Source organism: Clostridium sp. OM05-9 (assembly GCF_003481465.1).
GTDB classification, from domain to species: Bacteria; Bacillota; Clostridia; order Lachnospirales; family Lachnospiraceae; genus Coprococcus; species Coprococcus ammoniilyticus.
Map to the genome: position 1 here is coordinate 14,554 of NZ_QULF01000007.1, position 20,603 is coordinate 35,156.

Below are 20,603 nucleotides of genomic sequence, written 5' to 3' on the forward strand. Positions count from 1 at the left end.
CCGGAAACCTATATGTTGTTTCAACTTATATGTTATACTTGCCGGACAAGAAGAAACTAGAAGAATTTATGTTAAAAGAGATAGAAGAAATGGGAATGTAGAGATAAGCACCTTAGCTAATGATCGTTAAGGTGCTTTTTGTATGTCCTTAAAAAAGGAGAAAGCTCCGGCAAAATTTCCATGCATAGACTTGCAAAGCAGGACATATAAATAATGGTATAGAGATTGACAAGGGTAAAGATAGAGCCGAAAAAAGACATTGGGAAGGGAGCGGTGAGATGAGAGGACAAAGATGGCTGCGTATTCTGGCAGGGGTGTTGACTGTGGTAGTTGGGCTGAGTTTGTTTGCCGGATGCAGTTTTTATAAGGTGAAAGAAGATGGTGAAGCGCTGACTTACGATATCTGTGACGACACCATGCTGCCGGAGGAGTTGTTGAGCGTCATTAACAGCAAAAAAGAAGAACCGTTTAATCTGACATATTCAAACAACACTTACACATATATTGTGATCTGCAGCGGCAGGCAGAATCGGGATGATGTTGGCGTGGTTGTAGATAAGATGTATATGGATGAAAATGCTATTTACATCGAATCGGTTCTCAGGCAGACGGCGACACCATCAGATGCAGTAAGTAAGGATACGGTATCGTATCCATATATAGTTCTTCGGATTGCACGGACAACGACACCGGTTGTATTTAAAAATTAGAAAATAGTATGGGGGTATCATATGGAACTTGTAAAAAATAAACTCAGTACAACGATTTTAAAGACTTCTAAGTATTCGCAGTTTACGATCAATGATGATTTTAATGTACCGGATGCAAAAGACGATATGGAACGGATCATTGCAAGTACAGGAAATGTCCTTTTAGATGATGTAGAGACATTGGAGAATAAGGTGCGGATATCAGGAACAGTTGTATTTAAAGTCCTGTATCAGACAGTTGGTGAAGATGTTCGGTTTGAAACCTATGAGGGTGATGTTCCATTTGAGGAATCCATCAATATGGATGGCATACTTGCCGGTGATAAGGTCGATGTCAGCTGCGTGCTGGAAGATCTGTACATAACCATGATCAATTCAAGAAAATTTGAAGTTCGCGGGCTGGTTGGCATGAAACTGTGGGCTATGGATTCCGTAGAGCTGTCCGGGGCAACCGGATTGTTAAACGGATCGGGAATCGAATGCAGGAATGAGCAGATTCCATTTACCAATAATGTGGCATCTGTAAAAGATATATTGAAGGTAAAAGAAGATTTCGAGATCGCTGCCAATAAACCAAACATCGGTCGGGTGCTTTGGAGCCGGGTGTCCTTCTATGGCATCGAGACAAAGGTTGTAGATGGGGGAATAAATATGAAAGGACAGATGGACCTGTTTGTAATCTATCTGGCGGAGGAGCCCGGCGTACCAATGCAGTATCTGAATGAGAGCCGGGAATTTGAAGGCCTGATCCCGTGTGAAGAAGCAAATGAAGGCATGATCCTGGATGACCGCATTACGATGGGAAAAGGAGAAGTCAGTGTGCGTGCGGACAATGACGGAGAAGACCGCGTGCTTCAGGTTGAATATAATCTCCATACAGATATGAAGATTTACGAAGATATGGAGCTTTCTATCATCGGGGATATGTTCTCTCCGTCGGCAAATGTAGAAACGATCTGTGAACAGTTTCCATTTGAGAATCTTCAGATAAAAAATAATGCCAAGACAAAAGTCGTACATAAAGAGCGAATCAAGAGCAGCTTCCCGAAGATCCTGCAGATCGTATATGCAACCGGAACGGTTGAGATCGATGAGGTAAAAGCAGGAGAGGACAGCATTGATATATCAGGTGCGGTAAAAGCTGAAATACTCTATGTATCAGCAGAGGATAGCAAGCCGTTACAGCAGATTGAAACGGCGATACCATTCAATTATCAGGTGGAATCCGTACCATTTGTCAATCAGGATTCGATCCGCATCAATCCATCCGTTGATCAGATTACAGCCCAGATGCTGAATTCCGATGAGGTGGAGATCAAGGCGGTGATCAATATGAATGTTACGGTATTTGCACCGGGTTCTGTGGATGTCATTACCGATATGAATATTCTGCCGATCGACTGGAATAAGAAGGCAGCCATGCCGGGTATGGTTGGATATGTTGTAAAAGAAGGCGACAGCATCTGGTCTATTGCCAAAGAATATTTTTCCAGCCTGGATTCCATCCGAACCATCAACCATCTGGAAAGCGACGAGGTAACACCGGGTGAGAAATTATTAATTGTAAAATGTTAGCAATATAAAAATCCCCGCCCGTCTCCGGCACGATGGTGGGTAGTGTTTTCAACATCAGTGGAACTTTCGTTATGAGATTCATGCTAACTGTCAGCATCAAGCCCATGTCTGAGCCTGATAAGGCAAGTTTGGGCGACTGCTGACAAATAGTTGCATGAAGCGAATAGAAAGTGCAACGAGTTGAAACACTACCCACCATCGTGCCGGAGACGGGCGGGGGTTTATTTTTCAATCCAAAATCTTCGTGCAAATCCTATTGAAAAATGTTATCATCTGTATATGAGGTATTGATAAAAATTCCCAACAATGGGGCAAAGCACGGAGGGTAATACATGCTGGAACAATCTTACTACGATGAGGCTGATAAGATTATTGCTGCATATGGGACAGAGCCAAGATTTCTGATCCCGATCATTCAGGATATTCAGAGTGAATATAAGTATCTTCCGCCGGAATTATTACGATATGTGGCGGACAAACTGAATATCGCAGAGGCAAAAGCTTACAGCGTAGCAACATTCTATGAGAACTTTTCATTTGATGCAAAAGGAAAGTTCATTCTTAAGGTGTGCGATGGAACCGCATGCCATGTCAGAAAATCCATGGATATCTTAAATCAATTGTATAAAGAACTTGGATTGTCAAAAGAGAAACACACAACAGATGATATGATGTTCACATTAGAGACAGTATCATGTCTTGGCGCATGCGGACTCGCACCGGTCATGACGGTAAACGATGTTGTTCATCCGGCTATGACACCGGAGAAGGTAACTGCATTGATAGCAGAATTGAAGGAGGGTGCGGATGAATAGAATAACAAATGTATCAGAGCTTGACGCAGCAGTAAAACAGGCAGAAGAGATGCTGCATGCGGATTCGCACAGGATCCTTGTCTGTGCAGGAACCGGATGTCTGGCGGGTGGCTCTCAGAAAATATACGACCGGTTCTGCGAGATGGCGAAGCAGTCGGAGGGCGTGAAGGTAGAATTTGTCCCGGAGGCGGAGGATACAGTTATAAAAGAATCCTGTCATGTCGGCGTGAAGAAAAGCGGCTGTCATGGATTTTGCGAGATGGGGCCGCTTGTGCGAATCGAGCCATATAATTATATCTACATAAAAGTAAAGGAAGAAGATTGCGAGGAGATCTTCAACGAGACGATCCTGCACGGAAGACCGGTAGAGCGTCTGATGTATCACAAGGATGGTGTTGTCTACAGACAGCAGGAAGAAATTCCATTTTATAAGAAACAGACCAGACTGGTACTGAAAAACTGCGGACATATCGATGCAGAAAATATCAATGAATATCTTGCGGTCGGTGGATATCAAGCACTTCGTAAGGTGTTATTTACCATGGAGCCTTCGGAAGTTATTCAGGTCATCAGTGACTCCAATCTGCGTGGACGTGGAGGCGGTGGTTTCCCGACCGGATACAAATGGCAGCAGGTTGCCAGACAGGCGGAGAAGATCCGATATGTTGTCTGCAATGGTGATGAGGGAGATCCGGGTGCGTTCATGGATCGAAGCGTGATGGAAGGCGATCCGCATAAGATGTTAGAGGGTATGATCATTGCTGCATATGCGGTTGGTGCGCAGGAGGGATATGTCTATGTAAGAGCAGAATATCCGCTGGCAGTCAGCCGTTTGAAGACTGCGATCGCACAGGCAGAGGAAGCGGGATTTCTTGGTGAGAATATCTTAGGCTCCGGTTTCTCTTTCCATATACATATCAATCGTGGTGCGGGAGCATTTGTCTGCGGAGAGGGAAGTGCGCTCACGGCATCGATCGAGGGACAGCGCGGAATGCCGAGAACCAAGCCGCCGAGAACGGTAGAGCAGGGCTTATTTGCCAAGCCGACAGTTCTGAATAATGTAGAAACCTATGCAAATGTGTCCATGATCATTTTAAATGGTGCAGACTGGTACAAGTCGATCGGACCGGAGAAAAGTCCGGGAACCAAGGCATTTGCATTGACCGGAAGTGTAAAGAATACGGGACTGATCGAGGTACCGATGGGAACAAAGCTGCGTGAGATCGTGTATGATATCGGCGGTGGTTTAAAGGATGATATCCCGTTAAAGGCAGTTCAGATCGGTGGACCATCCGGTGGCTGTCTGGTGACGGATGATCTGGAGGTCAGTCTGGATTTTGATTCATTAAAGAGCAAAGGAGCGATGATCGGTTCGGGTGGTCTGGTTGTTATGGATGAGAATACCTGTCTGGTTGAGGTAGCCCGTTTCTTTATGAACTTTACACAGAACGAGAGCTGCGGCAAATGCGTTCCATGCCGTGAAGGAACCAAGCGGATGCTTGAGATCCTGGAGCGGATCGTTGCCGGAAATGGTACGTTAGAGGATCTGGATCTGTTAGAGGAACTGGGACAGGCGATCACCGACACAGCCCTTTGTGGACTTGGTAAGAGCGCAGCCCTTCCGGTACTTAGTACGCTGAAGAATTTCCGTCAGGAATACATCGAGCATGTGGTTGACAAACGATGCAGAACCGGAAACTGTAAAGCACTGGTTCGCTATAAGATCAATCCGGAAGCATGTAAGGGCTGTTCCAAATGTGCGAGAAACTGTCCGGTCGGTGCGATCACAGGCGAGATCCGGAAACCATTTGTCATTGATACAGCCAAATGTATCAAGTGTGGTGCATGTATCGATAATTGTGCGTTCCATGCAGTATATACAGAGAATTAAGGAGGGAGACGAACATGGATTATATTACGATCAATTCAATCAAAGTGCCGATCGAGGGCGAGAAGAATGTTCTGTCTCTGATCCGAAAGGCAGGGATCGACATCCCGACATTCTGTTATCATTCAGAATTATCCATCTATGGCGCATGTCGTATGTGCGTGGTAGAAGATGACAGAGGAAAAATATTTGCAGCATGCTCCGAGACACCGAGAGCGGGCATGGTGATCTATACGAATACAAAGAAAGTGCAGCAGTACAGAAAGCTTATTATCGAGCTGTTGTTATCCTCTCATTGCAGAGACTGTACGACCTGTCAGAAGAATGGCATGTGTGCGCTCCAGTCACTTGCCTATAAGGTTGGTGTGCATGCGGTTCGTTTCCTGAATAATAAAAAAGAAGAAAAGATCGATATGAGTTCACCGTCTATCGTCCGGGATCCAAATAAATGTATCCTATGCGGTGACTGTGTGCGTACCTGCGATGAGATTCAGGGGCTTGGTGTTATCGATTTTGCATTCCGTGGTTCGAAAATGAAGGTACAGCCGGCATTTGACAAGCCGCTTGCAGAGACAGACTGTGTAGGATGCGGACAATGTGCAGTTGTCTGCCCGACCGCAGCAATCTCGATCCGTACCAATGTAACCGATATCTGGGATGCGATCGAAGATCCGTCCATCCGGGTGGTTGCACAGATCGCACCGGCAGTCCGCGTGGCAGTTGGAGATAACTTCGGTATACCAAAGGGCGAGAACTGTTTTGGTAAGCTGGTATCAGCACTTCGTATCATGGGCTTTGACATGGTATTTGACACAAGCTTTGGTGCCGATCTTACGGTTATGGAGGAATCCAAAGAATTTGCGGCGCGTCTTGCATCGGATGAGAAGCTTCCGTTATTCACATCCTGCTGTCCGGGATGGGTCAAATATTGTGAAGAAAAATATCCGGAATTTGCAGATAATCTGTCAACCTGCCGTTCTCCACAAGGAATGTTCTCAGCAGTGATCAAGGATTATTTTGCGGAGAAAGATAAAGAAGATGGTAAGAGAACGATGGTTGTATCGATCATGCCTTGTACAGCAAAGAAGGGAGAGATCCTCCGACCGGATAATTTCACGGATGGCAGACAGGATACCGATTATGTCATCACAACGACAGAGGTTGTGCGGATGATTAAGCAGATGGGACTGCAGTTTACCGAACTGGAAAATGAATCCGCAGATGCACCATTTTCGGTGGCTTCCGGTGCAGGCAAGATCTTCGGAACGACAGGTGGTGTAACGGAAGCGGTGCTCCGTCGTCTTGCGGAGGACAAATCCTATAACACGATCCGTGAGATCAGTTATACAGGTGTCCGGGGATTTGAAGGAACGAAGGAAGCAACGATCGAGTTAGATGGCAGAGAAGTGAAGATTGCAGTTGTACATGGTCTTGCAAATGCAGGACGGTTGCTTGACCGTATCCGATCCGGCGAAGCAAGCTATGATTTCGTTGAGGTTATGGCGTGCAGACGTGGATGTATCATGGGTGGCGGTCAGCCATCCGGCGCAGGCCCAAGAACCAGACGGAGCCGTATGGAAGGTATGTACAATGCAGACGCAAGCTCCAATGTCCGTTTCTCCGAGGAGAACCCGGCAGTCCGTCAGTTGTACGATCATTTCCTTGCCGGAAAAGAACATCGTCTGCTGCACCGGAATCTGTAAGCTTAATATTAAGATAAAATGGGTATATCTTCCATAATAAGGTAGATATATCCATTTTTTATTTCCTACTTTGTTACATGCATGATATAATGAATGCAAAATTGTTTGCTCGCAAGGATGCTGATTTTGCAGAATGCATTGAGTGAGCTATGCTCACGAAATAATGAGTGCAAGAGAGCTAACATGCTTGCATGCAATGCCATGGTTTGGAGAGAATGATATGAATGTAATGCCGGTTGAACGGATTATTGAAAAAGTAACAGAAATTTGCAAAAAAAATAATATAAAGCATTTAAAATTGTTTGGCTCTTTTGCCACAGGAACAGCAACGGAGTATAGCGATATTGATTTTGTTGTGTATGGATGCCCGGATATACTGAAATTGGAACGGGATATGGAGGATGTAGAAACGCTTCGGAAGATAGACATATTTGATTATGACTCAATAAGGAATAAGCAATTATTGGAGGATATAGATTTATATGGAAAACAAATTTATTAACAGATATCGTACATTTTGTAATTGCCTGAACAATCTGAAAAAAAGTCAAAATGCAGATCCGGAACAGGATTTCGTACTGGAGGGAACGATTCAGAACTTCAATCTTACGTTTGATATTTCATGGAAAGTAATGAAAGATATTCTGGTGAAGAAACTTGAAATTACGAATTTTGCACTTGGCTCACCACGGGAAGTTTTACAAACAGCATTTACGAACCGCTTGATAGATGATGATCGCTGGGTTGAGATGTTGAAAATAAGGAATCAGCTTGCACATGATTATGATGGATCTTTGGCGGAAAATGTATTCCAGAAGATTGTTGAAACGTATATTATTTTATTTGAAAGATTCAGAGATGAAAATAAAAAATTCTATGAAAACTGGGATATGGATGAAATGCATTTTGAGTAAACATGTCATATAGAATCACATATAGAATCTACGTTTTTAACAATTGTCATTCACCATTTGGTGTGCTACACTTAATTAGTAAATTTTTTGCGAAAGGGATTGACAAAGGATGCAGAAAGGAAAAGGCTTAAGCACAGCACAGCACAGCACAGCACAGCACAGCACAGCACAGCACAGCACAGCACAGCACGCTTAAATAGCGCTTTTTTGATACCATAAAATATAGAACTGCAGTTGAGAAGACCTGGAACAGGATAATGGAAGATTATCCTGTTTCGGGTCTTTTTTGCGCTTGTGTCAACCCGGAGTAAAAAGAAGAAATTGGAAGGAGAGACAATATGAGAAACAAAAAACAAATGAACAAATTGGCATTGCAGACAAAATTAAAACGTCTGATGGTTGTTGGAGGTCTGGCAGCATTAGTAGCAGTACCGCTGTTATTTAGTAATGCAGGTATGCGGAAAGTTGATGCAGCGCAGGGGGATGTGAAGATCAATTCAACGAATTTCCCGGATGAAGGATTTCGGAAATATATTTCTGAGAATATCGATCTGAATGAGGATGGTGTATTATCAAAAGCAGAGATTAAGAAAGTCTCGGAAATAACACTGGAGCATTATGATGGAGATGGAAATGAATATGTTTATAATGATCTGACCGGTATTGGTGTATTTACAGAATTGAAAAGACTGGAATGTGAAAGCCAGAAATCTCTTTCCAAACTGGATCTGCACAAAAATACAAAACTGGAAGTCGTAAAATGTGGTTATAACAGCATAAAAGAATTGGATGTATCCAAATTAACGAAATTAAAAGAACTGCGTTGTTATGATAATAAACTAACAAAGTTAGATGTCAGCAAAAATGTAAAACTGGAGATATTAGATTGTGTGAGCAATAACTTAACTGGTCTGGATCTCCGTAAGAATACAAAATTGGTAGTGTTGTGTTGCGACGAAAACAAATTGACAAAGCTCGATCTTACAAAAAATACCAAACTTCATACTCTGTGGTGTAGTAGTAATAAACTTACAAAGCTCGATCTTACAAAAAATACCAAACTTCATATTCTGTGGTGTAGGAGTAATAAACTTACGAAGCTTGATGTTACCAAGAATCTTGATCTTGTAGACTTGAATTGCGAGACCAATAAACTGACAAAATTGAATGTTGATAAAAACGAAAAACTTGTATGTTTGGTCTGTTCTGATAATAAGCTGACTCAGTTGCATCTTACAAATAATAAACAGCTTGTAAAGCTGGAATGTGCAAAGAATCAGTTGACCCAGTTGGATACCAGTCATAATAATGCCTTAGTATGGGTAGTGTGTACAAATAACAGGTTAACGAAACTGGATTTTAGTGCAAGTCCTTTATTTGGTTCTGTTGTTTGCAATGAGAATAAATTGACAGAAATTATCGTACCAAAGAATATGGAAAACGATAGAATTTACTATGATAAAAATTTGAAGGTATCCATAAAGAAGAAGACAAAACCAGTCAAAAATGGAGCCTATTTTGTTGAGGATACTTATAATTATCCATATTGTACCTTCCGTGTTACAAGTACAAAGGCCGGAAACCGGACAGCATCTGTTGGAGTATGGACCAATGGAAGTTATTTTACCCAAGATGGCTGGAAAGGTTATATGAAAGGAATAAAATATGGAAATCAGACTTATAAGCTGACGTCCATTGATTCTGGAGCATTTGCAGGTGCAACATTCTCTGAATATGATGGAAATAATAATATTGTGATCGGAGGAAGTATTAAAACAATTGGATCCAAGGCATTTGCCGGAACAAAAGTTTTAAAGACGATCACCCTTGGAACATCAGTTGAGAAAATTGGATCATATGCTTTTGCTAACAGCAGGGATTTAAAGGTTTTAAAGATCAAAACAACCAAGCTGACATCCAAAACGCTGAGCAAGAAAACCTTTGCCGGTATCACCTCAAAGACAACAGTCAAAGTACCAAAGAGCAAGCTTAGCGCATATAAGAAGCTTTTCCGTAAGTGCGGACTGAGCAAGAATGTAAAGGTTAAGGCAATCTAAAAAAGCCGGAAAGAAATAAAAAAGGGTTCGTTCAGAATAGGTTGTGTCTGGATGCCTCATAATGAAAACAAGCAGGAAATCTTTTAAGGATTCCTGCTTGTTTTATAACTATATAATATTTTATTTTTATGCTGCTTCTTTCTTTGCGCCTGTATTTGCATTTGCTTCCGGCATCAGTTTCTTGAATAATGGAACGATCTGTGCAGCGATAATAGCTTTTACAAGATCCAGTGGAATAAATGCAACAAAGCCTGAAAGGAAAGCGACTTTCCAAGTTAAGTTTCCGTTGAATTTCCACCATAACATTCCGATGATATCAATGAGGGCTGCTGTTAAAATAGCAATGATCGTATAACGGATACGATTATATTTCTTACCCTTTGTCAGACCTGCAAAGATAGTAACGATAATAAATGAGAATGTATATCCACCGAATACTCCTGTCAGATAACCGATACCGGAGCCACCGCCGATAAATACCGGAACGCCGACTGCACCGAGGATCATCCATAAAGCAACGATGATCGTTGAGTCGCGGACTTCAAATACCAGTGCAATGAGCATGATCATAAAGTTCAGTAATGTAATGTGTGCTGCATTTGGGAGTGGAGTTGGGATACTTAAATATGCGGATACGCATAAGATTGCTGCAAATACAGCCATCATTGTGATCTCCACGGTTGTGAATTTGTTTTTCATGTGTGTTCTCCTTGTTGAATAAATAATATAAGTACAATGGATGCCATCCCTTGATTGGATGAGGTTAAGGGGGATTGACAAAAATATGAAGCGGATAGCAGGGCTAAGCTATCCGCTTCCAGATAACAAATTGAATGTCAACTATTAAATGGCACCCACTGGATAACATTATAGATGGCATATATCCAAATGTCAACCATAAAATATGCCTGTTGGTTGACATTTGGATAACTTTACTTAGGAATTGTCATTTACCTTTCAGTATGCTACACTTAATTTGTAAATTTTACGCGAAAGGGATTGACAAAGGATGCAGAAAGGAAAAGGCTTAAGCACAGCACAGCACAGCACAGCACAGCACAGCACAGCACAGCACAGCACAGCACAGCACAGCACAGCACAGCACAGCACAGCACAGCACAGCACAGCACAGCACAGCACAGCACAGCACAGCACAGCACAGCACAGCACAGCACAGCACAGCACAGCACAGCACAGCACAGCACAGCACAGCACAGCACAGCACAGCACAGCACAGCACAGCACAGCACAGCACAGCACAGCACAGCACAGCACAGCACAGCACAGCACAGCACAGCACAGCACAGCACAGCACAGCACAGCACAGCACAGCACAGCACAGCACAGCACAGCACAGCACAGCACAGCACAGCACAGCACAGCACAGCACAGCACAGCACAGCACAGCACAGCACAGCACAGCACAGCACAGCACAGCACAGCACAGCACAGCACAGCACAGCACAGCACAGCACAGCACAGCACAGCACAGCACAGCACAGCACAGCACAGCACAGCACAGCACAGCACAGCACAGCACAGCACAGCACAGCACAGCACAGCACAGCACAGCACAGCACAGCACAGCACAGCACAGCACAGCACAGCACAGCACAGCACAGCACAGCAAAATAGCGCTTTTTTGCATGCGATAAAATATAGAACGACAGTCAAAGACCTGGAACAGGATAATAGGAGATTATCCCGTTCCGGGTCTTTCTGCGTTTGCATCAACCCGGAGTAAAAAGAAGAAATTGGAAGGAGAGACAATATGAAAAACAAGAAACAAATGAACAAATTGGCATTGCAGACAAAATTAAAACGTCTGATGGTTGCCGGAGGCCTGGCAGCCTTGGTGGCAGTACCACTGTTATTTAGTAATGCAGGAATGAGGAAAGTTGATGCAGCTCAGGGGGATGTGAAGATCAATTCAACGAATTTCCCGGATAAAGAATTTCGGAAATATATTTCTGAGAATATCGACATGAATAAGGATGGTGTATTGTCAAAGTCAGAGATTAAGAGCGTAAAGACAATATATTTGGGTTCTGGGAGTGAAGTAGGTGGCTATATATGTAAAAGTCTGACCGGTATCAATATATTTACAGAGTTACAGATGTTGGATTGTGCTGGTAATAAACTGACGACGTTGGATGTCAGCAAAAATACAAAGTTAGTAAAATTATATTGCAGCGTCAATAAACTGACGACGTTGGATGTCAGCAAAAATACAAAGTTAGTAAAATTAGATTGCGACGTCAATAAACTGACGACGTTGGATGTTAGCAAAAACTCCAAATTAGAATATTTGTCTTGTAGGAACAATAAATTGACGAAGCTGGATGTTAGCAGAAATTCCAAGTTAAAATATTTGGATTGTTATGACAATAAACTTACAGACTTGAATATAAGCAAAAATCAAAATTTAATAGTATTAAATTGTTCGTTTAATAAGCTTTCAAAATTAGATGTGACAAAAAATAAAAAATTAAGTTTATTAAAATGTAGAGATAATAAACTGACAAAGCTGGATGTTACCAAGAATACAAGACTGATTGAATTGGATTGTAGTTGCAATAATCTGAAACAACTGAATTTGAGATATAATGAATGGCTTTCTAACCTGTTGTGTTCATATAACAAACTGACAAGTCTGGATACCAGTTATAATAAGTCATTACGCAATGTGGATTGTTATCACAATAAATTAACAAAATTGGATTTTAGTGCAAGTCCTTTATGTGATCGTATTGATTGCAGTTCAAATAAACTAACAGAAGTTATTATAGCAGAGGGTGTAAAAAAAACTAGTGTTTATTATGATCAGGAGATAGATCGTTCAATAAAAATAAAAAGTAAGAAGACAAAACCGATGAAAACCGGCGAGTATATTACTTTATTTGATGATGGGAAATTTGATTATTATGTATTTCGCATCACTGGAAGCAAGAAAGGGAAAGAAACCGTAACATGTGTATACTATAACATGGATATAATCGTACCTTATGGTGAGTCATCAAAAAAAGTTAAAAAAAGTTTTAAATTTGGAAATACAACATATAAGGTAACAGCAATCGGGGAAAATGCATTTAAGGAGTTGAACTCCTATTGTGAAGATGAAAATATTTGTGAATCCATTACAATTGGTAATTCTGTGAAAACAATTGGCTCCAAGGCATTTGCTGGTACAGAGGATTTAAAGTACATTATCCTTGATGAATCAGTTGAAGAAATTGGATCATATGCTTTTGCCAACAGCAAGGATTTAAAGGTTTTAAAGATCAAATCCACGAAGCTTACATCCAAAACGGTGAACAAGAATGCATTTGCCGGTATTACGTCAAAGACAACAGTCAAAGTACCAAAGAGCAAGCTTAGTACATATGAGAAGCTTTTCCGTAAATGCGGACTGAGCAAGAATGTAAAGATCAAGGCAATCTAAAAGCCGGAAAGAGCAATATAATATACCCAAAATTATACAGCCTGAGTATCTGTATATTATGCAGAAATGCAGACTATATGAATACTGTAATTGAAACGATCTTCCAGAATATATTTGTTCCGGAGGATCGTTTTTTGTAATGACATAGAATGGTTAAGGATAATATTATTTGATTAAAAAAGAACTTCTTTCCGCCGGCGGTTTTTGTATTGTAAACCTATTTTGAAAGGAGTTTGAATGACAAAAGAAAGAGCGAATCATAAAACTGCGGATGAGAAAGAAATAATTCAATGGCATCCGGCATTTTATTGTGCGATACAGTTGGAATTTAGAGAAGATGCGGAATATCTGGAATTTTCGGGATATCTGTCCTGTAAAATTACTGCAAGAACTTGAAAAAAGTGGCTTTGAGGTTGAAAAAAGACAGTCAGGCATTTACTATATAAGTGGAAGCCTGTTTGATACGCAGATCGTAACTGCAGATCAATTGGCTGAGGATGAACAGGTGTGGCTGCGGTCTTTGACAAAACGCCTGACACCAGCTCAGTACAAGAATGTTGTAAAGCAGTCAGAACAATTGCCGGAGCGGAAGAGGCAGCTTGCGGAGGCGGTTATACAGGTAATGACGAAAGCAAATGTAGAAAAGATAGATAATTGGAAGGAGCGTGTTGGTATGTACTGGAAAGATACGTTGCGGGAGATAATGGCAGATGATATTGAAGAGATTAAACGAGAAGCAGTAGCAGAAGCAGCAGTAAAACTCTTATAAAATAAACATAATCAGGAGGCGGCTATGCTTAGAGTTGGAGTTACAGAACTGAATATTGGATTTGAGAATAGGGAAGAAGCAAAGAAACGCTGCCTTGAAGTTATGGAAGAAGCAAGGGCAAATGGAGTAGAGCTTCTGGTATTTCCGGAGATGACACTGACAGGATTCACGATGCGGCCATGGTTGTATGCGGAAAGCTGGGATGCGGATAACATCCCGGACAGTGTTTCATTTTTTATGGAGAACAGCAGAAAATATAAGATGTCGATGGCATTTGGGTATATTCGTGCGGTTATGGCAGATGGCAGCCTGGTGTATGATGAAATGAAAGAAAAGGCTTACGAGAACCGGTTGGTGCTTGTGGATGGAGAAAAAGTGGTACTTGATTATGCGAAGATCCATCCATTTTCATATAGCGGTGAGGATAAGGTATATCGGGCAGGAGAAAAACTTGTACAGGCACAGATAAAGGATATCCGGATAGGCGGATATATCTGCTATGACCTTCGTTTCCCGGAGATTTTCTCTGCAATGAGAGATCAGTATGAAGTTATCATGGTGATCGCAAACTGGCCGGAAACGAGGGCGGAACAATGGGAAACACTCTTGAAGGCAAGGGCGATCGAGAATCAGGCATATGTGATCGCAGTCAACCGGGTTGGAGATGGAGATGGGCTTCACTATATTCCGGGCTCTCATGTATATGACTGGCTTGGGCGGGATGTATCAGTTCGGGTTAGTGAGAAGCTGCGTGTCGCAGATATTGATCCCGGGGCAGTCAGACATGCAAGAACAGAATTTCCACAGACAAATGACAGAAAGAATACATTTTATAAGATGCTTTATTAATGAGATGTGCTTATAGACAGTTGGATCGGCATGAAAAATACATGATATGTTTCATGCCAATCCGACTGGTTGTAAGTACATTTCATTTTTTGAAATAGGGCTACCGCAATCCCACTGGCTTTAGACGGTGGGTTAAGGTAGCCGAAAGTGGTGGCTTGTGTTATACTTGGGTTATGGGAACATGGAAATCAAAAAACAGACCCAACAATGTCTATCAGTAAAATAGTAAATCTGATGAAAAGTTATACAACATATCATATTTGGAAAAGATATCCCAATTATTTACGAAAACATTTCTGGAGAGAACATACTTTTTGGACGGACGGATATTTTGCGTGCAGTTTAGGAAATGTTTCAGAAGAGATGCTGAGAAAATATATAGAAAACCAAGGGTAAAAAGGTGGTGACAGTGGATGCTAAAAGCATACAAATATAGGATATATCCTAATAGCGAACAGAGAATACAGATTGCAAAAACATTTGGCTGTTGCCGTTTTGTGTATAATCAGACACTGGCATACCGGAAAGAAGTATATGAGAAAGAGAAAAAATCAGTTAGTAAAACTGACTGTAACAATTACTGCAACAGACAATTAAAGAAAGAATACGAATGGCTGAAAGAAGTGGATAAATTTGCTCTGACAAATACGATTTATAATATGGATGCGGCATACCGGAAATTTTTTAAGGAACATGCAGGTTATCCGAAATTTAAGAGCAAACACGACAATCATAAGTCATATACAACAAATATTACAAATGGTAATATAACAGTAGATTTCAAGTGTAATAGAGTAAAACTGCCCAAATTAAAAGATGTAAAAGCAAAACTGCATAGAAGTTTTAGTGGGCAGATAAAATCGGCAACGATATCACAAGTTCCGAGTGGAAAATATTATGTATCGATTTTAGTGGAAACAGAACACATGGAACTGCCACATACAAATCAAAATACAGGAATAGATTTAGGTATTAAAGAGTTATGTATTACTTCTGATGGAAAGAAATATAAAAATCCAAAAATCATCAGAAAATACGAAGAGAAACTGATAAAGCTGCAAAGACAGTTAGCACACAAAGAAAAAAGAAGCCAAAACTACTACAAAATAAAGAAAAAGATAGCATTATGCCACGAGAAAATAACAAATACCAGAAAAGATTATTTACACAAGATGTCACATGAGATTATCAGCGAAAACCAAGTGATAGTTTCAGAAAATCTGCAGATAAAAAACATGGTAAAAAATCATCATTTGGCAAAAGCCATAAGTGATGTATCATGGTATGAGCTGACAAGACAGTTAGAGTATAAGGCAAAATGGAATGGCAGGAAATACATCAAAATAGATTCATTTTATGCCAGCAGTCAAATATGTTCTGTTTGTGGGTATCAGAATATAGAAACAAGAGATTTGTCGGTAAGGAAATGGGAATGTCCGGTTTGTGGAGTAAAGCATGACAGGGATATCAATGCTGCAAAAAATATACTGGCAGAAGGACTAAGACAAATAGCATAAGAAAAAAATAAATAGGGCAGGGACTGTCCGAATTAACGCCTGTGGAGATAGTAGGTAACGAGGTTTATGAAGCAGGAAGCCCATTGGCTTTAGACAATGGGTAGTTCACAGTGATAAGATAATAGTATATAATAAATATGGATAATATATTATCAATTATAATAAAAATTACGGATATATAGATAAAATATTATCTATATAAATAATTTGCGGGGTAAAGAGACATGGAACCTTTTGTATGGGAGACACCGGATGAATTAGATAAGAAATTGGCAGAAAGAGTTCGCAATATACGAAAGCGTAGATCGTTGTCACAGCAGCAGTTAGCGGAACAAAGTGGCGTAAGCTATGGATCAATCAAACGATTAGAGCAAACCGGACAGATTTCTCTGTTGGGATTGACGCGGATCGCGGTTGCACTGGATATAGCAGATGAGCTTCGGGAACTGTTTACACGGGTTCCGTACAAGGATATTCAGGAGGGTTATGAATGAGACAAATAGAAGATAGGATGCTTCAGGTTTGCTATGAGGATCGTTTGGTGGGAACGATGGTGTTAACAGCAGACCGAAAAGCTGCTTTTGAATACAGAATATTCGGATAAACTAGATGAATTATATGGGCTTGGTGGAACCAGCGGCGGAGCAAGGCCAAAGATCATGACGGGGATAGATGGGGAAGATTGGATCATAAAATTTCCAGCACATGTTGACAGGGCAGATATTGGACAAATGGAATATGATTATTCGGTCTGTGCAAAAAAATGTGGAATCGTTATGAGTGAGACAAGGTTGTTTCCATCGCAGCGACATGCAGGATACTTTGGAACCCGGAGATTTGATAGAAAAATGGATGGAAGCAAGGTTCATATGGCAACGGCGGCAGCGTTGTTAGAACTTGATTTTAACCAGCCAAGTCTGGACTACCATGACCTGATGAAATTAACAAGAATAATGACGCAAGATAATAAAATGGATGTTGAAAATATGTTTCGCAGAATGTGTTTTAATGTATTTGCACATAACAGGGATGATCATTCAAAGAATTTTTCGTTTGTATATGATACTGAATCAGAAACATGGAGATTGAGTCCGGCATATGATCTGACGTATAGCACAACCTATTATGGTGAGCATACAACATCTGTTGATGGAAATGGACAAGATCCGGGAGAAACGGAGCTTTTGACAGTAGGAGTGCAGGCAGGAATGAAGAAAAAACAATGTCAGGAGATTATAAACGAAATCAAACAACGGGTTGAGGAAGATCTGAAGGCTTATGCAACCTTCCAAACCACATAAAGCTTGTAAAATATCACATAATGGAGTAAAATGGAAAAAGCAATTAAGGAGGAAACTTTTATGGGTAAGGACGATTGCATTTTTTGCAAGATTGCAAATGGTGAGATACCATCAGCAACAGTTTATGAAGACAGCATATGTAGAGTAATACTTGATGTAAATCCTGCAAATAAAGGTCATGCTTTAATTATACCAAAAGAACATTATGATGATATATATAGCATGGACGCGGATACTGCTTCAAAGATCTTTACGATTGCGACAGAGGTTGCCAAGGCTCAGAAAGCGGAATTAAATCCTGACGGACTGAACATTATTCAGAACAATGGCGCTGCTGCAGGACAGACAGTATTCCATTTTCACATGCATCTTGTGCCAAGATTCATTAAGGATACGGTTACAGTTACATGGGTTCCGGGTCAGTCAGACAATGAGGAACTGGATCGGTTGTCAAAGGCACTTCGTAAGAGAATTTAAGGAAAACATGGATAAGAGGACAGAGACAGGGATAACTTCAAATCAGTTAAAGCTTCTGGCGTGCATATTTATGTTATGTGACCATGTAGGACTTGTTCTAATGAATAATAACTGGATAATGCGGGCTGTAGGACGGCTCGCATTTCCTATATTCGCATTCCTGTTGGTAGAAGGGTACAGGCATACGTCGGATATCAGAAAATATTTTATCCGGCTTTTTTTGTTTGCGCTGATTTCGGAAGTTCCATTTGATCTGGCATCGACCGGACAGGTATTTGATTTGCAGAAGCAGAATATTTTCTTTACACTTGCGGCGGGGCTGGTTGTGCTTTATCTTGGAAAAGTAGCAAAATGGAATCAGATAGGCGCAGTCATCGGAATTGTTGTCATTATGGTAGTTTCAGAGGCTCTGCATTTTGATTATGGAATGGCGGGCATTCTTCTGATCGTATTAATTTATTATTCGACCAAGGATGACACGGCGGAACAAGTATTCAGAAATGCCGGTCTTGTGACCGGACATTATCCGTTTGGCTGGAAGCTGCGTCAGAATATGGGGTTTGCAATCGTATCGGCAGTGCTGTATTTCCTGTTTTACGGAATAAGGCAGCTCTATGCAGTTTTGGCAATCCTGCCGATCAGTCTGTACAACGGAGAGTATGGTCGGAAGAATAAAGTTCTTAAATATACATTTTATGTGTTCTATCCGGCACATTTGCTCATCTTATACCTGCTCAGCAAGGCGGTTTTATAGGATAGCTTTAATGAATTTTTGTCGCAAAACAGAAATTACCTATTGACTTATGGAAATATATCAGTTAGAGTATAGCTGTTTCAGAACTGCATTGCAGTTTGAATACAAATAAATATTTATAAATGCTCTTATTCAGAATGGTGGAGTCATAAGGGACTATGAAGCCATGGCAACCCCGGAACAGGTGAAAGAAAGACCTGTATGGAAGGTGCCTTCCTGAGCGAGTCTGTGATATGCAGACGTCGAACAATGAGAGGTTTGATTTTATCAATCCGCTCAGAGCGGATTTTTCTTTTGCATAAAACCAGGTGGGGATAACTTGTCTGAAAAAAGAAAAATCAAAAGCTATGTGAACGAATACGCATGGCAGTAACTATAGATAGTATTTATACAAGGAGGAAATGATGGAAAAATTATTATTCACATCAGAATCAGTAACAGAAGGTCATCCGGATAAAATCTGTGACCAGATTTCCGATGCAGTATTGGATGCATTGATGGAGCAGGATCCAATGAGCCGTGTTGCCTGCGAGACATCGATCACAACAGGTCTTGTACTTGTAATGGGTGAGATTACAACAAAAGCATATGTAGACATTCAGAAGATCGTTCGTGAGACGATCCGTGAGATTGGATACGACAGAGCAAAATACGGATTTGACTGTGATACCTGTGGTGTTATCACAGCAATTGATGAGCAGTCAGCAGATATTGCAATGGGTGTTGATAAGGCATTAGAAGCAAAAGAGCATCTGATGAGCGATGATGATATCGAAGCGATTGGCGCCGGAGATCAGGGTATGATGTTTGGATTTGCAACAAATGAAACACCAGAATATATGCCATATCCGATCGCACTTGCACATAAGCTTGCAAGAAAACTGACAGAAGTAAGAAAGAATGGAACACTTCCATATCTCAGACCAGACGGTAAGACTCAGGTAACAGTAGAGTATGATGAGAATGGAAAAGCAAAGAGACTCGATGCGGTAGTTCTCTCAACTCAGCATGGCGAGGAAGTATCACAGGAACAGATTCATGAAGATATCAAGAAGTATGTATTTGATACAGTTCTTCCTGCTGATATGGTAGATGAAGATACCAAGTTCTTTATCAATCCAACCGGAAGATTCGTTATCGGCGGACCAAATGGTGACAGTGGACTTACAGGACGTAAGATCATCGTAGACACTTATGGTGGATATGCCCGTCACGGCGGCGGTGCTTTCTCAGGAAAGGATTGTACAAAGGTTGACCGTTCCGCAGCGTATGCAGCAAGATATGTAGCAAAGAACATTGTAGCAGCAGGACTTGCAGATAAATGTGAGATCCAGTTGTCTTATGCGATCGGTGTTGCCAGACCTACATCTATCATGGTAGACACATTCGGAACAGGAAAGGTATCCGATGAGAAGCTGGTTGAGATCATCCGTGAGCATTTTGATCTTCGCCCAGCCGGAATCATCAAGATGCTTGACCTCAGAAGACCAATCTACAAGCAGACAGCAGCATATGGACACTTCGGAAGAACTGACCTCGACCTTCCATGGGAGAGACTCGACAAAGTTGATATGTTGAAGGCATATTTATAAGAGAAACAATTAAAAGCCTGTCGGAAGTTTGCAGCTCTTGAATAAGGTTTATAATCACGTTTTTGCCGCATGAGATTGATTTAATATTATGACAAAGCGGTGGTATAAAAATAAGACCTACCAGAGTTTGTTATTTCTGAATAAGGTTTCATAATCCATAGTGTAGCCGACTGAGTTTCATTCAATTTTGTGCCATGTCGTCGCCGCAAAAGTTTTTATCGCGGCAGAGACATGTGCATA

20 protein-coding genes and 1 riboswitch are annotated in these 20,603 nt (G+C 41.1%); of the genes, 19 read left to right on the top strand and 1 reads right to left on the bottom strand.

What is annotated here, in order from left to right; genetic code table 11:
* Window positions 1-278 precede the first annotated feature (278 nt).
* The 8 genes from DXB77_RS11930 to DXB77_RS11965 all read left to right on the top strand — a co-directional run bounded on the left by DXB77_RS11930 (window position 279) and on the right by DXB77_RS11965 (window position 9,662).
* The gene (locus tag DXB77_RS11930) at window positions 279-710 is read left to right on the top strand and encodes a protease complex subunit PrcB family protein (protein WP_008400482.1); all 432 of its coding nucleotides are present in this window, start codon (window positions 279-281) and stop codon (window positions 708-710) included.
* A 21-nt stretch (window positions 711-731) separates the two neighbouring features.
* Window positions 732-2,285, top strand: a complete 1,554-nt coding sequence (locus DXB77_RS11935) for an SPOCS domain-containing protein (protein ID WP_021944124.1) — start codon at window positions 732-734, stop codon at window positions 2,283-2,285.
* A gap of 332 nt (window positions 2,286-2,617) precedes the next feature.
* Entirely contained in the window at window positions 2,618-3,100 is a 483-nt protein-coding gene (locus tag DXB77_RS11940) for an NAD(P)H-dependent oxidoreductase subunit E (protein ID WP_117822517.1), read from the top strand.
* Between the two features lie 49 nt (window positions 3,101-3,149).
* Complete coding sequence (locus DXB77_RS11945) at window positions 3,150-4,991, top strand: NADH-quinone oxidoreductase subunit NuoF (RefSeq protein WP_242997321.1); 1,842 nt, start codon at window positions 3,150-3,152, stop codon at window positions 4,989-4,991.
* A gap of 14 nt (window positions 4,992-5,005) precedes the next feature.
* Window positions 5,006-6,691 (top strand): [FeFe] hydrogenase, group A, encoded by a 1,686-nt coding sequence (locus DXB77_RS11950; protein WP_118484866.1) that lies wholly within the window; start codon window positions 5,006-5,008, stop codon window positions 6,689-6,691.
* A gap of 220 nt (window positions 6,692-6,911) precedes the next feature.
* Window positions 6,912-7,193, top strand: coding sequence for a nucleotidyltransferase domain-containing protein (locus DXB77_RS11955; RefSeq protein WP_118484876.1), 282 nt, complete (start codon window positions 6,912-6,914; stop codon window positions 7,191-7,193).
* Window positions 7,174-7,605, top strand: a complete 432-nt coding sequence (locus DXB77_RS11960; protein ID WP_118484868.1) for an HI0074 family nucleotidyltransferase substrate-binding subunit — start codon at window positions 7,174-7,176, stop codon at window positions 7,603-7,605. Before DXB77_RS11955 ends, DXB77_RS11960 begins: the two co-directional genes overlap by 20 nt.
* Window positions 7,606-7,943: 338 nt before the next feature.
* A complete protein-coding gene (locus DXB77_RS11965; RefSeq protein ID WP_118663436.1) occupies window positions 7,944-9,662 on the top strand; it encodes a leucine-rich repeat protein in 1,719 nt (572 codons plus the stop codon).
* A gap of 126 nt (window positions 9,663-9,788) precedes the next feature.
* Here the strand turns inward: DXB77_RS11965 and DXB77_RS11970 are convergent, their stop codons facing one another.
* On the bottom strand, window positions 9,789-10,361 hold the full coding sequence (locus DXB77_RS11970) for a biotin transporter BioY (protein ID WP_118484874.1): 573 nt from the start codon (window positions 10,359-10,361) through the stop codon (window positions 9,789-9,791).
* A 310-nt stretch (window positions 10,362-10,671) separates the two neighbouring features.
* Between DXB77_RS11970 and DXB77_RS13135 the strand changes: the two genes are divergently transcribed.
* From DXB77_RS13135 to metK, 11 genes are all read left to right on the top strand, one after another.
* On the top strand, window positions 10,672-11,406 hold the full coding sequence (locus tag DXB77_RS13135) for a hypothetical protein (RefSeq protein ID WP_207665162.1): 735 nt from the start codon (window positions 10,672-10,674) through the stop codon (window positions 11,404-11,406).
* A gap of 27 nt (window positions 11,407-11,433) precedes the next feature.
* Entirely contained in the window at window positions 11,434-13,104 is a 1,671-nt protein-coding gene (locus DXB77_RS11990) for a leucine-rich repeat protein (RefSeq protein ID WP_118663438.1), read from the top strand.
* A 337-nt stretch (window positions 13,105-13,441) separates the two neighbouring features.
* Window positions 13,442-13,873 carry a hypothetical protein gene (locus DXB77_RS11995; RefSeq protein ID WP_118484814.1) on the top strand — a complete coding sequence of 144 codons (432 nt, stop codon included), beginning with the start codon at window positions 13,442-13,444 and terminating at the stop codon, window positions 13,871-13,873.
* A gap of 24 nt (window positions 13,874-13,897) precedes the next feature.
* A complete protein-coding gene (locus tag DXB77_RS12000) occupies window positions 13,898-14,722 on the top strand; it encodes a nitrilase-related carbon-nitrogen hydrolase (RefSeq protein WP_118484816.1) in 825 nt (274 codons plus the stop codon).
* Between the two features lie 150 nt (window positions 14,723-14,872).
* The gene (gene tnpA / locus DXB77_RS12005; RefSeq protein WP_279220254.1) at window positions 14,873-15,118 is read left to right on the top strand and encodes an IS200/IS605 family transposase; all 246 of its coding nucleotides are present in this window, start codon (window positions 14,873-14,875) and stop codon (window positions 15,116-15,118) included.
* Between the two features lie 17 nt (window positions 15,119-15,135).
* Entirely contained in the window at window positions 15,136-16,239 is a 1,104-nt protein-coding gene (tnpB, locus tag DXB77_RS12010; RefSeq protein WP_118484818.1) for an IS200/IS605 family element RNA-guided endonuclease TnpB, read from the top strand.
* Window positions 16,240-16,463: 224 nt separating this feature from the next.
* Entirely contained in the window at window positions 16,464-16,733 is a 270-nt protein-coding gene (locus tag DXB77_RS12015; RefSeq protein WP_118663440.1) for a helix-turn-helix domain-containing protein, read from the top strand.
* Between the two features lie 87 nt (window positions 16,734-16,820).
* On the top strand, window positions 16,821-17,540 hold the full coding sequence (locus tag DXB77_RS12020; protein WP_347559494.1) for a HipA domain-containing protein: 720 nt from the start codon (window positions 16,821-16,823) through the stop codon (window positions 17,538-17,540).
* A gap of 60 nt (window positions 17,541-17,600) precedes the next feature.
* A complete protein-coding gene (locus DXB77_RS12025; protein ID WP_021944027.1) occupies window positions 17,601-18,017 on the top strand; it encodes an HIT family protein in 417 nt (138 codons plus the stop codon).
* Window positions 18,018-18,024: 7 nt separating this feature from the next.
* Window positions 18,025-18,771 (top strand): TraX family protein, encoded by a 747-nt coding sequence (locus tag DXB77_RS12030; protein ID WP_118484824.1) that lies wholly within the window; start codon window positions 18,025-18,027, stop codon window positions 18,769-18,771.
* Between the two features lie 125 nt (window positions 18,772-18,896).
* A riboswitch (SAM riboswitch) is annotated at window positions 18,897-19,027 on the top strand.
* A gap of 148 nt (window positions 19,028-19,175) precedes the next feature.
* The gene (gene metK, locus DXB77_RS12035; protein WP_021944025.1) at window positions 19,176-20,363 is read left to right on the top strand and encodes a methionine adenosyltransferase; all 1,188 of its coding nucleotides are present in this window, start codon (window positions 19,176-19,178) and stop codon (window positions 20,361-20,363) included.
* Window positions 20,364-20,603 lie beyond the last annotated feature (240 nt).

What these genes read in the sequence shown, in the direction of transcription:
- DXB77_RS11950 (WP_118484866.1), top strand. Translation starts at nt 5,006, where the DNA reads ATGGATTATATTACGATCAATTCAATCAAAGTGCCGATCGAGGGCGAG.
- DXB77_RS11970 (WP_118484874.1), bottom strand. Translation starts at nt 10,361, where the DNA reads ATGAAAAACAAATTCACAACCGTGGAGATCACAATGATGGCTGTATTT.
- DXB77_RS13135 (WP_207665162.1), top strand. Translation starts at nt 10,672, where the DNA reads ATGCAGAAAGGAAAAGGCTTAAGCACAGCACAGCACAGCACAGCACAG.
- DXB77_RS11955 (WP_118484876.1), top strand. Translation starts at nt 6,912, where the DNA reads ATGAATGTAATGCCGGTTGAACGGATTATTGAAAAAGTAACAGAAATT.
- DXB77_RS12030 (WP_118484824.1), top strand. Translation starts at nt 18,025, where the DNA reads ATGGATAAGAGGACAGAGACAGGGATAACTTCAAATCAGTTAAAGCTT.
- metK (WP_021944025.1), top strand. Translation starts at nt 19,176, where the DNA reads ATGGAAAAATTATTATTCACATCAGAATCAGTAACAGAAGGTCATCCG.
- DXB77_RS11995 (WP_118484814.1), top strand. Translation starts at nt 13,442, where the DNA reads ATGCGGAATATCTGGAATTTTCGGGATATCTGTCCTGTAAAATTACTG.
- DXB77_RS11990 (WP_118663438.1), top strand. Translation starts at nt 11,434, where the DNA reads ATGAAAAACAAGAAACAAATGAACAAATTGGCATTGCAGACAAAATTA.
- DXB77_RS12015 (WP_118663440.1), top strand. Translation starts at nt 16,464, where the DNA reads ATGGAACCTTTTGTATGGGAGACACCGGATGAATTAGATAAGAAATTG.
- DXB77_RS11945 (WP_242997321.1), top strand. Translation starts at nt 3,150, where the DNA reads ATGCTGCATGCGGATTCGCACAGGATCCTTGTCTGTGCAGGAACCGGA.
- tnpB (WP_118484818.1), top strand. Translation starts at nt 15,136, where the DNA reads ATGCTAAAAGCATACAAATATAGGATATATCCTAATAGCGAACAGAGA.
- DXB77_RS12025 (WP_021944027.1), top strand. Translation starts at nt 17,601, where the DNA reads ATGGGTAAGGACGATTGCATTTTTTGCAAGATTGCAAATGGTGAGATA.
- DXB77_RS12000 (WP_118484816.1), top strand. Translation starts at nt 13,898, where the DNA reads ATGCTTAGAGTTGGAGTTACAGAACTGAATATTGGATTTGAGAATAGG.
- DXB77_RS11930 (WP_008400482.1), top strand. Translation starts at nt 279, where the DNA reads ATGAGAGGACAAAGATGGCTGCGTATTCTGGCAGGGGTGTTGACTGTG.
- DXB77_RS11960 (WP_118484868.1), top strand. Translation starts at nt 7,174, where the DNA reads ATGGAAAACAAATTTATTAACAGATATCGTACATTTTGTAATTGCCTG.
- DXB77_RS11935 (WP_021944124.1), top strand. Translation starts at nt 732, where the DNA reads ATGGAACTTGTAAAAAATAAACTCAGTACAACGATTTTAAAGACTTCT.
- DXB77_RS11965 (WP_118663436.1), top strand. Translation starts at nt 7,944, where the DNA reads ATGAGAAACAAAAAACAAATGAACAAATTGGCATTGCAGACAAAATTA.
- DXB77_RS11940 (WP_117822517.1), top strand. Translation starts at nt 2,618, where the DNA reads ATGCTGGAACAATCTTACTACGATGAGGCTGATAAGATTATTGCTGCA.